This is a genomic window from Lentzea flaviverrucosa (genome assembly GCF_003350445.1).
GTDB classification, from domain to species: domain Bacteria; phylum Actinomycetota; class Actinomycetes; order Mycobacteriales; family Pseudonocardiaceae; genus Lentzea; species Lentzea californiensis.
This window is the reverse complement of the sequence record NZ_QQAU01000009.1, coordinates 155,432-169,849: the sequence shown is the minus strand read 5'-3', so window position 1 is coordinate 169,849 and position 14,418 is coordinate 155,432. Positions and strand designations below refer to the sequence as shown.

The window sequence follows — 14,418 nt, the reverse complement described above, 5'->3', positions numbered from 1 at the left end:
GTCTCCTTACCGGGGCACAGCGGGCAACCCGAGGCCCACGCGCGCGATGATGTCCCGCTGGATCTCGTTGGTGCCGCCGCCGAACGTCAGGATCAGCGACGACCGGTGCATGCGTTCCACCCGGCCGTGCAGCAGCGCTCCCGCGGAGCCCGTGCGCACGATCCCGTTGGCGCCCAGCACCTCCATCAGCAGCCGGTAGCCCTCCGTCGCGAACTCGGTGCCGAACACCTTGGTCGCCGAGGCCTCCGCCGGGGAAGGGGCCTCGTCGGAACCGGAGGCGATCCGCCAGTTGATGAGCTTGAGGAACTCGGTCCTGGCGTGCACGCGGGCGAGGTGCAGGCGCACCCATTCCTGTTCCACGGCACCGGTTTCGTCCGCCCATTGACGAACTTCGCGCAGCGCGGTCTGCAGTGGCGCGGCCGAGCAGAGGGCGACGCGCTCGTGGTTGAGCTGGTTGGTGATGAGCTTCCAGCCCTTGTGCTCCTCGCCGATGAGGTTCGCCGCGGGCACCCGCACGTCGTCGTAGAAGGTGGCGCTGGTCGTGGGTCCGGACATGGTCGGCACGGGCGTCCAGGAGAAGCCGGGAGCGGAGGTCGGCACCATGATGATGCTCAAACCCCTGTGCCGCTGCGACTCCTGGTCGGTGCGGCAGGCCAGCCAGACGAAGTCCGCGTACTGGATGAGGCTGGTCCACATCTTCTGGCCGTTGATCACGTACTCGTCGCCGTCGCGGACCGCGCGCGTGCGCAGGCCCGCGAGGTCGGTGCCCGCCTCCGGTTCGGAGTAGCCGATGGCGAAGTGCAGCTCACCGGACGCGATCTTCGGCAGGTAGAGGGCCTTCTGCTCGGGCGTTCCCAGGGACATGATCGTCGGGCCGATGGAGTTCAGCGTCAGGAACGGCACCGGGGCGCCGGCCGCGGACGCCTCGTCCAGGAAGATCAGCTGCTCGATCATCGGGCGGGCGCGGCCGCCGTACTCCTGCGGCCAGCCGATGGTCAGCCAGCCGTCCAGCCCCATCTGGCGAACGGTGTCCTTGTAGACCGCTGCGTCGCCGTAGTCACCGCCACCGGCGAGCCCGGCCCTGCGTTCGGGCGTCATGAGCGCGGCGAAGTACGCCCGCAACTCCTGGCGCAACTGCTCCTGTTCGGGCGTGAAACCGATGCGCATGACCGCTACTCTAGAACAAGTTCTACTTGATGTCAGGAGGCCGCGATGAAGGTCGGCGTCGACCCTTCGGTGTGTGAGGCGCACGGGGCGTGCATGTCAATCCTGCCCGAGGTGTTTGACCTTGACGATGATGAGGTTCTGCAGATCCGGGACGGTGAGCTGGCCCCGTCGGAAGAGGAGTCGGCGGAACGGGCCGTGGCTTCGTGTCCCATGGGCGCGCTGCGTCTCTCACGCTGATGGGCCTTGTCATGAACAAGAACAGATTCTAGTGTGCGACGGGTACGTGGTGCCGCGACCGGCAACCTTCGCCGCGTTTTCCGGCGCTCAGCAGGGCGCCTCGCGGCACCGGCCCCACGCCCACAGCCAACCAGGATGAGGACGTGGAGCCGGTGCCACGATGCACCCGTCTGAACGTCGAAATACGGGGCGAAGGCTGTCGGCCGCGGCACCAGGCCGTGTGAGCTCAGCGAGGAGTGATACCGGTGAAGGCTGCCGTGCTCAACCAGGTAGGCGACGACAAGCTCGAGCTCCGCGACGACGTGACCACAGCCCCGGTGGGGCCGCAGGAGATCCGGATCAGGATCAAGGCCTGCGGGGTGTGCCACAGCGATCTGTCCGCAATGGACGGAACGCTGCCGGCCCTCACACCCGGCGTCGTCGGTCACGAGGGCGCCGGTGAGATCGTCGAGATCGGGAGCGCCGTGACGTCGCTCGCGGTCGGCGACCACGTGGCGATCACGTTCGTGCCGCCGTGCGGCAAGTGCGCCCAGTGCGTGACGGGCCAGTCGCATCTGTGCCTCGTGCACACCATCTCCGCGTTCACGTCACCGAGGTTCGTCGTCGGTGGCAACCCGGCCTTCGGGTACGCGGGGCTCGGCGCGTTCGCCGAGGAGATGGTCGTGCCCGCGGATGCCGCCGTGAAGGTCGACGACGACGTGCCGTGGGAGATCGCGGCGCTGCTCTCGTGCGGCATCCTGACCGGCGTCGGGGCCGTGCTCAACACCGCCAAGGTCGAACCGGGTTCCAGCGTCGCCGTGATCGGCTGCGGTGGTGTCGGTGTCGCGGTGATCCAGGGCGCCCGGCTCGCTGCCGCGGCGCGGATCGTCGCGGTCGACCCGGTGCTCGAGAAGCACGAGGTGGCGCGGAACTTCGGCGCGACGCACGCGACGACGCCCGACGGCGTCGCGGACCTGAACAACCAGCTGAACTCCGGCATGGGCTTCGACTACGTGTTCGACGTGGTCGGCCTGCCCGCGACCATCCGCCAGGCGTGGGACCTGACCCGCCGCGGTGGCCACACGGTCGTCGTCGGCGCCGGCCGGGCGGACGCGATGGTGTCGTTCAGCGCCCAGGAGCTCTTCCTGCACGACAAGACCTTGCACGGCTCGTTCTACGGGACGGCGAACTTCCGCCGCGACATCCCTCGGATGATCGCGCTGTGGCGGCAGGGCCGGCTGGACCTCGAAGGCATGATCAGCAAGCGGATCAGGCTCGAGGACGTGAACGAGGGCCTGCAGGCCCTGCGGGGCGGTGGATCGCTGATCCGCCAGGTGATCCTCTTCGACTGACACGTTCCTCCTGACACGTTCCTCCTGACACGTTCCTCCTGACACATCTCTCCTGACACATCTCTTCTGGGAGTCTCCTGTGGACCTTGCGGGGAAGGTCGCCGTGGTCACCGGCGCCGGTGCCGGACTCGGCCGCGCGGAGGCGCTGGAGCTCGCGAGGGCCGGTGCGTCGATCGTGCTCAACGACCTGCCGGGCTCGGCCGAGGCCGCTGCGGGCGAGATCGAGGAACTGGGCGCGAAGTGCGTCGTGGTCGAGGGGGACGTGGGCGAGCGGAGCACCGCGGACGCCCTCGTCACCGCCGCGATGGAGCAGTTCGGCGGGCTGCACGTCGTCGTGAACAACGCGGGCGTGCTGCGCGACCGGATGCTGTTCAACATGACCGACGAGGAGTGGGACCTGGTCGTGCGGGTGCACCTGCGCGGGCACTTCCTGTTGTCGCGCAACGCCGTCGCGCTGTGGAAGCAGCAGTCGAAGGCGGCCGGTGAACCGGTCTACGCGCGGATCGTGAACACCTCGTCGGAGGCGTTCCTGCTCGGCTCGGAGGGGCAGGCCAACTACGCGGCGGCCAAGGCGGGCATCGCGGCGCTGACCGTGGCGACCGCCCGTGGCACGAGCCGCTACGGCGTGCGTGCCAACGCGATCTGCCCACGTGCCCGAACCCAGATGACCGCGCACGTTTTCGGCGATGCGCCAGAAGGCGACGACTCGCTGGCGCCCGAGCACGTCGCCGAGTTCGTGGCACACCTGGCCGGACCGTCCGGCGACAGGATCAACGGCCAGGTCTTCGTCGTGCACGGCGGCATGGTCGCGCTGATGGCACCACCGACCGTCGAGCAGAAGTTCGGCGCGTTCACCGATCTCGACGGCTACTTCGCCGACCGGGATCCCCAGAGGACTTTCGCCTGCACGGAAACGATGTCGTTCTAGGAGGAGCTGTGACGCTCACCGTCCAACCGCACCGCGATTCGCTGGGCCTCAAGGACGGCCGGCTCCTCATCGGAGGCGAGTTCCGCGAGGCGGACGAGACCTGGACCCACCACCACCCCGCCACCGGTGAGGAGGTCGGCAGCTTCGCCGTCGCCTCGGCGCAGGACGTGGACGCGGCCGTGCGTGCGGCCCGCAAGGCGTTCGACGAGGGCACGTGGCCGCGCAGCCGGGCGGGCGAGCGCATCAAGGTCCTGCGCAGGTACGGAGACCTGCTGCGAGAGCACTCGGACGAGCTGCGCGGACTGCAGGCACTGGACAACGGCGTGCCGCTGTCGTTCGGGCAGATCTACGCCACCTCGGTCGGCATCGCGGCGGACATCTTCGACCACCACGCGGGCTGGATCGACAAGGTCGGCGGCCAGACCCTGCCGCCGTACCAGGGCGGCGACCACCTCGCGATGACGTTCCGCGAACCGGTCGGGGTCGTCGCGGCGATCCTGCCGTGGAACGCGCCGTTCGTGCTGTTCGCCCAGAAACTCGCGCCCGCGCTGGCCGCCGGCTGCACTGTCGTGGTGAAGCCGTCGGAGTACGCGTCGTTCTGCGTGATCCGCATGGTCGAGCTGCTGATCGAGGCCGGACTGCCCGAGGGCGTCGTCAACCTCGTCACCGGCCCCGGCAACCCGACCGGCGAGGCGCTGATCACCCACCCCGGCGTCGACAAGATCAGCTTCACCGGCAGCCGCACGATCGGCCGCCGGATCGTCGAGGCCTCCGCCGGGACGATGAAGCGCGTGTCCCTGGAACTGGGCGGGAAGTCACCGGCGATCGTGTTCGCGGACGCCCCGAACGTCGGCCTCGCCGCGATGACCTGCATGGGCATGGTCACGATGGGCCTGTCGGGCCAGGCGTGCGTGGCGCACACACGGGCGTTGGTGCAGCGGGACGCGCAGGAAGAGTTCCTCTCGATGGCGCAGATGCTCGCGACCGCGGTGACGTTCGGCGACCCGTTCGACCCCGCCGTGCTGGCCAGCCCGCTGATCAACGGCAAACAGCTCGAACGCGTGCTCGGCTACATCGAGCGCGGCCAGGAGGAGGGCGCCCGGCTCGTCACCGGCGGCACCCGGCTCGACGGCGACTACGCGTCCGGGAACTTCGTCGCACCCACGATCTTCGCCGATGCCGACAACGACATGGCCATCGCGCGTGACGAGATCTTCGGCCCGGTGCTGACCGTCGTGCCGTTCGACGACGAGGAAGAGGCCATCCGCATCGCGAACGACACCGAGTACGGCCTGGGCGCCGGCGTCTACACCAACGACGTCCGCCGCGCGTTCCGCGTCTCGAAGGCGTTGCGCGTCGGCATGGTCGGCATCAACGGTTTCCAGCTCGAACCGCACATCCCGTTCGGTGGCTACAAGCAGTCGGGCCTCGGCCGTGAGGGCGGGCAGAGCGCCTACGAGGCCTACACCGAGCTCAAGACCGTGATGATGCCGCTGACCGACGAGATGATGTAGATGCGGCTCGACGGGAAGGTCGCCCTGATCACCGGCGCCGCCCGGGGTCAGGGCGCGGCCGCGGCACGCCGGTTCGTCGCAGAGGGCGCACGGGTGATGATCACCGACGTCCTCGACGACCAGGGCAAGGAGCTCGCGGCCGAACTCGGTGCCGAGTACTGCCACCTGGACGTGTCGTCGGAGGACGAGTGGGCGGACGCCGTCGCGTTCACCGTCGCGACGTTCGGCGACATCACGGTTCTCGTGAACAACGCCGGCATCCTGCACTTCTCCGCACTGGCCGACACCACGCTCGCCGACTACCAGCGGGTGATCAGCATCAACCAGGTCGGGACGTTCCTCGGCATGCGTGCGGTCGTGTCGTCCATGAAGCAGGCCGGCGGCGGGTCGATCGTGAACGTGTCGTCGGTCGAGGGCCTGGGCGGCATGCCGTACCTGGTGGCGTACACGGCGTCGAAGTTCGCGATCCGCGGCATGACCAAGGTCGCCGCGATGGAACTGGGACAGCACGGGATCCGCGTGAACTCCGTGCACCCCGGCGCCATCGACACCCCGATGGTCAGCACGGCCCTGGGCCGTCCGATCGACGTCTCGCCGATAGGCAAGAAGCTGGCGCTGCGCCGGATCGGGCAGCCCGAGGACGTCGCGAACGTCGTGCTGTTCCTGGCCGGTGACGACAGCGCCTACTGCACGGGCGGGGAGTTCGTGGTCGACGGAGGGGCGACGGCGACGCACGCGCTGAACGGTTGACGGTTACCAGTAGGCAACCCAGTTGATCTCGACGGCGTATTCGTGGTCGAGAGGTCGAACCTGGGGAGCTTCATGTGAAATCACTGTTGTTGACGGCCGCGCTGCTCATCGGGCCGGCGCCGGCCGCGGTGGCGACCGAACAGGCGCCGGTCCTGTCCTGGCAGGACTGCCAGGACGGGTTCCAGTGCTCGACGGCCAAGGTGCCACTGGACCACGACCAGCCGTCCGGCGCGAAGATCGATCTCGCGCTGATCAGACTGCCCGCGACCGACCCGGCGAAGCGGATCGGCTCGTTGTTCGTGAACTTCGGCGGGCCCGGAGCGTCCGGTGTGGACAGACTGCGGGCTCGTGGCAAGTGGGAGTGGCTGTTCTCGTCCGAACTGCGGGCGCGGTTCGACGTGGTGTCGTGGGATCCGCGTGGCATCGGCCGTTCGGCGACCGTGCGCTGCTTCGACAGCGTCGAGGAACAGCAGCAGTTCCTCAACTCCATCCCGGTCTACCCGGACACCGCGGCGGAGGAACCCGCGTTCTACGACGGCTACCGCGAGTTCGTCCGGCGGTGCGAGGAGAAGTCCGGCGACCTGCTGGACCACGTCTCGTCCGCCAACACGGCCCGCGACCTCGACCTGCTGCGCAAGGCGGTGGGCGACAAGAAGCTGACGTACCACGGCATCTCGTACGGCACGCACCTCGGCGCGATCTACGCGAACATGTTCCCGGACAAGGTCCGCGCGCTCGCGTTCGACGGCGCGCTCGACTTCATCGGCAACGCCACCGGGCACGGCGACCAGGGCACGACCGTGCCGCTGGACACCCGCCAGGACGTGCCGCGCGGTGTCGCCGAGACGTTCGAGAAGTTCCTGAAGCTGTGTGCGGCACCGGGCGCGAACTGCGCGTTCGCGGGCGGCGACCTCAAGCAGAAGTGGGCGGACCTGGTCGCCCGCGTGACCGCGTCCCCGGTCACCACGCCGGACGGCCGGTTCGACCGCGTCTCGCTGATCAGCCTGGTGTGGGACGCGCTGGCGCAGCCGGACACCTGGCAGGACACGGCCCGGGTGCTGCAGGGCGTCTGGGAGGCGCCGGCCTCGCTGACCGCGTCGGCCGACTACGTCACGAACCGCTTCGAGGGCTTCAACGCCGTGCAGTGCTCGGACAGCAACTTCCCGCGCGACCCGGCGGTGTACTCGAAGTACGGCAGGAGCGAGGACCAGCGCGTGCCCTACTGGGGCCGTGCCGTGGTGTTCGACATGATGGCCTGCGCGTTCTGGCAGGGCCGTGACGACGACCGCTACACCGGACCGTGGAACCGCCGGACGTCGGCGCCGATCCTGTTCATCAACAGCAGGTTCGACCCGTCGACGCCGCTGCACGGTGCCCGTGACGGCGCCGCGGAGATGGCCCGCACGGGGTTCCTGACCGTCGAGGGTTACGGGCACACCTCCATGTACGTGCGCAGCGCGTGCGCGGAGAAGGTGAAGCGCGAGTACCTGTTCACCGGTGTGCTGCCTGCTCAGAAGACGTGCGGCATCGACAAGGCGCCGTTCGCCTGAGTTCGCTTTCAGGAAGGGCCTCGCCTGCGGGGCCCTTCCTGAAACAGATCACCGCACGACGTGACGGCTCATCCCGGGTGACCTACGTTGGGGTTCATGCTGAACCCGCTGACCCAGGTGCCCTTGGAACGGTTGCGGCGGCGCACGAGTGTGAAGTGGCGGCAGTTCCCGGACGACGTGCTGCCGTTGTGGGTGGCCGAGATGGACGTCGACCTGGCCGATCCCGTCAGGAAGGCCGTCGCGGACGCCCTGGAACTCGGCGACACGGGCTACCCGGCCGGCAACGACTACCAGCAGGCGCTCGCGGCGTTCGCGCAACAGCGCTGGGGCTGGCAGCTCCCGGTGGAACGCACGGCGCTCGTGTCCGACGTGATGCTCGGCATCGTCGAGCTGATCAAGCTGGTGTCCGGGCCCGGCGCCCCCGTGATCGTCAGCCCGCCGGTGTACCCGCCTTTCTACCTGTTCGTCAGGAGCATGGGCCGCGCGGTCGTCGAGGCGCCGCTGCGGCTCGGCCGCCTCGACCTGAACGTGCTGGAGTGGACGTTCCAGCACGTCAAGGCCGACCGCCCGGTGTACCTGCTGTGCAACCCGCAGAACCCGACGGGCACCGTCCACACCGCCGAGGAGCTGTCGGCCCTCGCGAGCCTGGCCCAGACGTACGGCGTCCGCGTGATCGCCGACGAGATCCACGCACCGCTGGTCTCCCGGAGCACCCGGTTCGTGCCGTACCTGAGCGTCGACGAGAACGGGATGTCGCTCATGTCCGCGTCGAAGGGCTGGAACCTGGCGGCCATGCGGGCGGCGGTCGCGATCTCCGGCACCGACGACCTCGCGCGGCTGCCCGAGGAGGTCAGCCACGGGCCGAGCCACTTCGGCACCATCGCGCACGCGGCCGCGCTCCGGGAGGGCGGCGAGTGGCTCGACGCCCTGCTGGCCAGCCTCGACGACAACCGGAAGCTGCTGAAGAACCTGCTCACCGAGCACCTGCCCGAGATCGGTTACGACCCCTCCGAGGCGACCTTCCTGGCCTGGCTCGACTGCCGGGCCCTCAGCGACGACCCGGCCGCGTTCTTCGTCGAGCGGGGCAAGGTCGCCCTGATGTCGGGCGCAGGGTTCGGCAGCGGCGGAGCGGGCCACGTGCGGTTCAACATCGGCACCTCGCCCGAGATCATCACCGAGGCCGTGCGCAGGATGGCTGCCAGCCGCTGACAGCGCGCTGTGCGTGGTCTGCCAGCGGTGCGGCGCACAGTTCCCCCTGAACTTGAGGGAGGAACGATGGCACTCGCGATCAGGGCAGAAGGCCTGGTCAAGCACTACGGGGAGACCAAGGCGCTGGACGGCGTGGACCTCGAGGTGCCGGAGGGGAAGGTCGTGGGGGTGCTCGGGCCGAACGGCGCGGGCAAGACCACGGCGGTGCGGGTGCTGGCCACGTTGCTGCGCCCGGACGCGGGGCACGCCACGGTCCACGGCCACGACGTGGTGAAGGACCCGAGGGCGGTCCGGTCGCTGATCGGGCTGACCGGCCAGTACGCGTCGGTGGACGAGGACCTCTCCGGTCGAGAGAACCTCGTGCTGCTGGCCAGGCTGCTGGACTACCCGCGTGCGGGGGCAAAGGCGAAGGCGCGTGAGCTGCTGGAGCAGTTCGAGCTCACCGACGCCGCGGGGCGGGCGGCCAAGACGTACTCGGGAGGGATGCGCCGGCGGCTCGACCTCGCGGCCAGCCTGGTCGGCAACCCGTCCGTGCTGTACCTGGACGAACCGACCACCGGCCTGGACCCGCACGCCCGCAACGAGGTGTGGGCGGTGGTGCGCAAGCTGGTCGCCAACGGCGTGACGGTCCTGCTCACCACGCAGTACCTGGAGGAGGCCGACCAGCTCGCGGACTCGATCACGGTGTTCGACCACGGCCGCGTCGTGGCCGAGGGCAGGCCGGACGAGCTGAAGCGGCGCGTGGGCGGGCAGACGCTGCAGGTGCGGCCGACGTCGTTGCGCGATCTCGACGTGGTGTACCGGATCCTCGGCGACCTGACGGGGGTCCGGCCGACGAGGGACGACGACACGGGACTGCTGACGGCGCCGGTGAACGACCCGGTGCTGCTGTCCACTTTGGTCCGCAAGCTCGACGAAGCCGGCATCACCGCGGACGAACTGGCGCTGCGGCTGCCCTCGCTCGACGAGGTCTTCCTCTCGCTCACCGGAAAGCGGAACGAGGGGAGCCTGGTATGAGCACCATCGCGTTGGACAGGGGAGTGCGCCACGGCTTCGCGCTGGCCTGGCGGGGGATCCTCAAGATCCGCAAGAACCCCGAGCAGCTGGCGGACGTGACGATCGCGCCCATCATCCTGCTGGTGATGTTCACCTACCTCTTCGGTGGTGCGCTCGCCGGGAACACCGACGCCTACCTGCAGATGCTCGTGCCGGGCATCCTGGTGATGAACATCCTGCAGGCCAGCATGACCGCGGGCGTCCAGCTGAACACGGACGTCTCCAAGGGCGTCTTCGACAGGTTCCGCGCGATGCCGATCGCGAGGTCGGCGCCGCTGGTGGGCGCGGTGCTGGCGGACGTCGTGCGGTACGTGGTGTGCGTCGTGGTGCTGATGATCGTCGCCACGGTCATGGGCTACCGGGTGCAGACGGGTCCGGCGGAACTGCTGATCGCGGCGGGGCTCGCGATCGCGTTCGGACTGTGCTTCTGCTGGGCGTCGGTGTTCGTGGGCATGCTGCTCAAGACGCCGCAGGCCGTGCAGGGCATCATGATCGTGCTGATCATGCCGTTGACGTTCGGCAGCAACGTGTTCGTCGGCACCTCGACGATGCCGGGCTGGCTCAAGGCGTGGGCGGACATCAGCCCCGTGAGCCTGCTGTCGGACGCGTTGCGCGGGCTGCTCAACGGCGGCGCGATCGCCGGGCCGCTCACCGGGTCGCTGCTCTGGATGGCCGGCGCGGTCGCGGTGTTCTTCCCGCTGGCGATGTGGGCCTACCGCAAGCGCGTGTGACCGATCGGGAGGCGGGTCTCAGCCGGTGCTGAGGCCCGCTTCTTCGCGCACCCGTCGCAGCGCCTCGGCTTTGGTGAGCGTCAGCGGTGCGGGCTCACCCAGTTCGGTGACGAGGTGCCGCACGTCCGGATCGCCCATGTCGAGCCGACCGCGGATGAGCTGGGCGAGCTCCATCAACCGCCGCGCGGCGTCGTCGCGGCCCTGCAGGTGCCGCACCTGGGCCAGGAGTTCCGCCACTGCCGCGAGATCCGGCATGTCGGCGCGGTCGGACGTCGTCTGGACTGCCACCGCGGCGGACGTCTCGGCGTCGTCGAACCTGCCGTCGGCGATCGCGACGCGCGCGTCGAGCATCGCGATCCACTCCGTGACGAACGTCCCGAGCAGGGACGACGCGATGGCGCGCTGCTTGAACTTGACGCTCAGCGCGCGTGCCTCCTCGGTCCTGCCCGCGCGCAGCGCGACCTCGGCCTTCGCGTAGTCGAGCATCGTGGACAGCTGGTCGTTGCCGACGTCCCTGACGAACTGCTCCGCCGCGACCACCTCGCGCGCGGCCGCGCCGTGATCACCCATGCGCGCGTACTCCACCGCGAGCCGCCACCGCTGCTGCACGGCGTCGTCCTGCGACCGCAGCTCCGTCGCCACCTCCAGCCCGCGCTGGTAGAGGTCTATCGCCCCCTGGTTGTCACCGGTGTGCGAGACGAACGCGGCTTTCATGCCGAGCGTCATCGCCGAGCCCCACCGGTCGCCGATGGCCGTGAACTGGTCGTACGCGCGGTCGCGGGCCCGTTCGGCACCTTCCAGGTCACCGTCGTCGACCAGCATGAAGCTGTACGCCCACTCCGCGCCCGCCCGCGACCACGGGTCCTCGCTCGCCGCCGCCCGCTCCACCTCGCGGCGCGCCAGTTCGGTGTTCTGGCTGAGGAACGCGAGCATGGGCAGCGCGATCGCGAGCGACGGGTACTTCTGGACGGCGCCGGAGTTCACGCAGCTCTCGATGACCGCCGCAGCCTCCTCCGCGTCCGTCACCCCGGGCACGGCGGCCATGATGAGCTGCATGGCCCGGAACGTCGCGAAGCGGTCGGCGGGCAGCAGGTCGCCGAGCGCGAGCACGTCGCGCACCGACATCTCCGCGCGCTCGTTGTCGCCCTTGACGAGCCAGTACCAGAACGTGCCGCCGAGCAGGTCCGCCGCCAGCTCGACCTCGCGGTCGTCGATCGCTCCGCGCAACGCCGCCACGACGTTGTCCTGCTCCGCCTCGTAGACGTCGATCGCCTCCAGTTGCCGCGCGGTGCGGGTGAGCGGCTCCCAGCGCGCGGTCAGTTCGCGGTAGTAGTGCCGGAACCGGCCGACGACCTCCCGCTTCTCGCCGGACGCCTCGAGCTGTTCGTCCGCGTACACCCGGATCGTCTCCAGCATCCGGTACCGCGGCTCGCCCTCGATCTCGATGACGTCCACGATGGACTTCTCGACCAGGGACGTGAGCACGTAGAACGGGTCCGGCAGGCAGACGGCCTCGATCGCGGCGAGGTCGGCGCCGGCGGGGAACACCGCGAACCGCCGGGCCAGCAGCAGCTCCTCCTCGGTCAGCAGGTCCCAGCTCCACTCGACGACCGCGCGCAACGTGCGCTGGCGCGGCAGCGCGGTGCGGCTGCCCGAGGTGAGCAGCCGGAACCGGTCGTCCAGGCGCTGGGTGATCTGCCGGACCGTCATCGACCGCAGCCGTGCCGCCGCCAGTTCCAGCGCGAGCGGCATGCCGTCGAGCCTGCGGCAGATCATCCTCACGTCGTCCACAGTGGACTCGTCGAGCCGGAACCCGGGCTTCACCGCGCTCGCCCTGTCGAGGAACAGCCGCACCGCGCCGAACGCGGACACGTCCGCCTGACCGTTGGGCACGGCGAGCGGGCCGATCGGGCACAGCGACTCGCCGTCGATCGCGAGCGGTTCCCTGCTGGTCGCGAGCACGCGGAGGTTCGGCACCCGGCGCAGCAGCTCGGTGGTGAACTCGGCCGCCGCGCCGATCAGGTGCTCGCAGTTGTCCAGGACCAGCAACGACTCCCCGGCGTCGAGCACCTCGGCGATCCGGGCCATGCCCTCGCCGGCCCGCCGCCGCGGATCCCCGGCGAACGTCACCTCGAACGCGCTGAGCACCACGCCGGCGAGGTCCTCCGCCGCCCGGACGCCGGCCAGCGCGGCGAACCACACGCGGCCCTTGCCGTGCAACGGATGCCGCGCCGCGACCTCGGTGGCGAGCCGCGTCTTGCCCGCGCCGCCGGGCCCGACCAGCGTCACCAGGCGAGCCCCGCCGAGCAGTCCGGCGATCTCCGCGAGCTCGTCGTCGCGCCCGACGAAGCTGGTGAGCCGCACCGGCAAACGGTCGGCCACCTGCCGTGGCCCGAGCTCACCGCGCAACGCCGCGAGGTGGACGTCCTGCAACTCCTGCGAGGGATCGACCCCCAGTTCGTCGGTGAGCCTGCCGCGGACCTCGGTGTAGACGTGCAGCGCGTCGGACTGCCTGCCCTGCGCGCACAACGCCCGCATCAGCAGCCCGGCCAGGCGTTCCCGCAGCGGGTGCTTCTCGTGCAGCGCGGTCAGTGCGGCGACGTCGAGCTCGCCGCGGTCTTCCTGCGCGGACAGGCGTGCTTCCTCGAGCCGCGCGGCCGTCGGCGCGGCGAACGGCGCCTCCCGCACATCGGCCAGCGCGTCACCGCGCCACAGCGCGAGCGCCTCGTCCAGCCGCCCGGCGGCGCGCAGCCGTTCGAACCGGAAGACGTCGACGTCCTCGGTCGTCACGCCCAGCCGGTAGCCGCCCGGCTCCAGCGCGACCGGGCAGACCTTGCGCAGCCTCGACACGAGCGACTGCAGCGCGTTCACGGCGTCGGCCGGCGGCTGCTCGCCCCACAGGTCGTCGATCAGCGTCGTCGCCGGCACCGGTCGGCCGGGGTCGAGCGCGAGGCGTGCGACGAGCATGCGGACGCGGGCACCACCGATGTCGACCGGTGTGCCGTCCTCGGTCTCGACGTTCGTCGGGCCCAGCAATGCCACGCGCACGGTTCCAGCTTCCCAGATCACCTGCCGCGATCAGGCGAGAACGCCCAGTGCGCGCGTCAGTGCGTCCATGATCACGCGCTCCATCTCCTGGTCGGTGCTGCCGCGCGGCACCCGTTCGGTCAGCATGATCGAGTAGAGGTAGGCCTGGTAGGCGGCCAGCCGGACGCGCGCCGAGTCGGTGAACTCGAAGCCGTGGCCCGCGAGCAGGTCCGCGTCGTCCTCGATCGACCCGAACAGCGCGAGCGACACGAAGTCCGCGACCGGATCGCCCCAGAACGCCCGCTCGCCGTCGACCAGCCCGGTGAGTCCGGTGTCGGCGAGGACGTTGCCGTCCCACAGGTCGAAGTGGACCAGCGCCGGTCGTTCCACCTCGTCGAACGCCTTGGCGTGGCGGTGCAGATCGGCCGTCGGGAGCCGCACTCCGTAGCGTTCGGCGTCGGCCTGCACCGCGTCGAACATCCCGAAGAACGCCCCGGTCCACGTGTCGTGCAGGCCGAGCTGCGGATAGCCGAAGCCGGGCCCGGTCACCTCGTGCAACGCCCTCACCGCCTGCCCGAGCTCGCGGCGGAGCCTCGGACGGTCGACATCGGACCGTCCGAAGACGGGCCGGCCCGGCAGGCAGGTCGCCAGGAGCGCGGTGTCGTCCGCGTAGACGACCTCCGGCACCGGCGCGACCGCGGACCCGAGCGCGCAGAACATAGCCTCGGTCCGCATGAGGTGGCGCTCGTAGGTCAGGCCGGGCTGGTCGCCGGGCGACATCTTCAGCACGAACTCGCCCTCGTGCGCGGACACCAGGAACACCGAGTTGTAGGTGCCGCCACCCAGCGGCGTCGTCTTCGCGTCCGTCAGCCCGGCGGCCGCGAGCGTTCGCTGCACAGTCACCTCCGCCAATGTAAT

12 protein-coding genes are annotated in these 14,418 nt (G+C 70.0%); 9 read left to right on the top strand and 3 right to left on the bottom strand.

The window, feature by feature from the left end:
- Positions 1–6 precede the first annotated feature (6 nt).
- Positions 7–1,167 (bottom strand): acyl-CoA dehydrogenase family protein, encoded by a 1,161-nt coding sequence (locus DFR72_RS26865; RefSeq protein WP_090063252.1) that lies wholly within the window; start codon positions 1,165–1,167, stop codon positions 7–9.
- Between the two features lie 45 nt (positions 1,168–1,212).
- On the opposite strand from DFR72_RS26865, the gene DFR72_RS26860 reads away from it, so the two are divergent.
- From DFR72_RS26860 to DFR72_RS26820, 9 genes are all read left to right on the top strand, one after another.
- A complete protein-coding gene (locus tag DFR72_RS26860) occupies positions 1,213–1,404 on the top strand; it encodes a ferredoxin (RefSeq protein ID WP_090063251.1) in 192 nt (63 codons plus the stop codon).
- A 245-nt stretch (positions 1,405–1,649) separates the two neighbouring features.
- Complete coding sequence (locus DFR72_RS26855; protein ID WP_090063249.1) at positions 1,650–2,735, top strand: Zn-dependent alcohol dehydrogenase; 1,086 nt, start codon at positions 1,650–1,652, stop codon at positions 2,733–2,735.
- A 79-nt stretch (positions 2,736–2,814) separates the two neighbouring features.
- Positions 2,815–3,663 carry an SDR family NAD(P)-dependent oxidoreductase gene (locus tag DFR72_RS26850; protein ID WP_090063248.1) on the top strand — a complete coding sequence of 283 codons (849 nt, stop codon included), beginning with the start codon at positions 2,815–2,817 and terminating at the stop codon, positions 3,661–3,663.
- Positions 3,664–3,671: 8 nt separating this feature from the next.
- The gene (locus DFR72_RS26845; RefSeq protein WP_090063246.1) at positions 3,672–5,177 is read left to right on the top strand and encodes an aldehyde dehydrogenase family protein; all 1,506 of its coding nucleotides are present in this window, start codon (positions 3,672–3,674) and stop codon (positions 5,175–5,177) included.
- On the top strand, positions 5,178–5,927 hold the full coding sequence (locus DFR72_RS26840) for a glucose 1-dehydrogenase (protein ID WP_090063245.1): 750 nt from the start codon (positions 5,178–5,180) through the stop codon (positions 5,925–5,927).
- A 74-nt stretch (positions 5,928–6,001) separates the two neighbouring features.
- Positions 6,002–7,477, top strand: coding sequence for an alpha/beta hydrolase (locus DFR72_RS26835; RefSeq protein ID WP_245983535.1), 1,476 nt, complete (start codon positions 6,002–6,004; stop codon positions 7,475–7,477).
- Between the two features lie 96 nt (positions 7,478–7,573).
- Positions 7,574–8,686, top strand: a complete 1,113-nt coding sequence (locus tag DFR72_RS26830) for a MalY/PatB family protein (RefSeq protein WP_090063615.1) — start codon at positions 7,574–7,576, stop codon at positions 8,684–8,686.
- A gap of 66 nt (positions 8,687–8,752) precedes the next feature.
- Positions 8,753–9,703, top strand: a complete 951-nt coding sequence (locus tag DFR72_RS26825) for an ATP-binding cassette domain-containing protein (RefSeq protein WP_090063243.1) — start codon at positions 8,753–8,755, stop codon at positions 9,701–9,703.
- The gene (locus tag DFR72_RS26820) at positions 9,700–10,473 is read left to right on the top strand and encodes an ABC transporter permease (RefSeq protein ID WP_090063242.1); all 774 of its coding nucleotides are present in this window, start codon (positions 9,700–9,702) and stop codon (positions 10,471–10,473) included. Before DFR72_RS26825 ends, DFR72_RS26820 begins: the two co-directional genes overlap by 4 nt.
- A gap of 18 nt (positions 10,474–10,491) precedes the next feature.
- Here DFR72_RS26820 and DFR72_RS26815 read toward each other — a convergent pair whose 3' ends face one another.
- Both DFR72_RS26815 and DFR72_RS26810 read right to left on the bottom strand, forming a co-directional pair.
- A complete protein-coding gene (locus tag DFR72_RS26815; RefSeq protein ID WP_090063614.1) occupies positions 10,492–13,521 on the bottom strand; it encodes an AfsR/SARP family transcriptional regulator in 3,030 nt (1,009 codons plus the stop codon).
- Positions 13,522–13,551: 30 nt separating this feature from the next.
- Positions 13,552–14,403, bottom strand: coding sequence for an aminoglycoside phosphotransferase family protein (locus DFR72_RS26810; RefSeq protein WP_090063239.1), 852 nt, complete (start codon positions 14,401–14,403; stop codon positions 13,552–13,554).
- Positions 14,404–14,418: the final 15 nt, after the last annotated feature.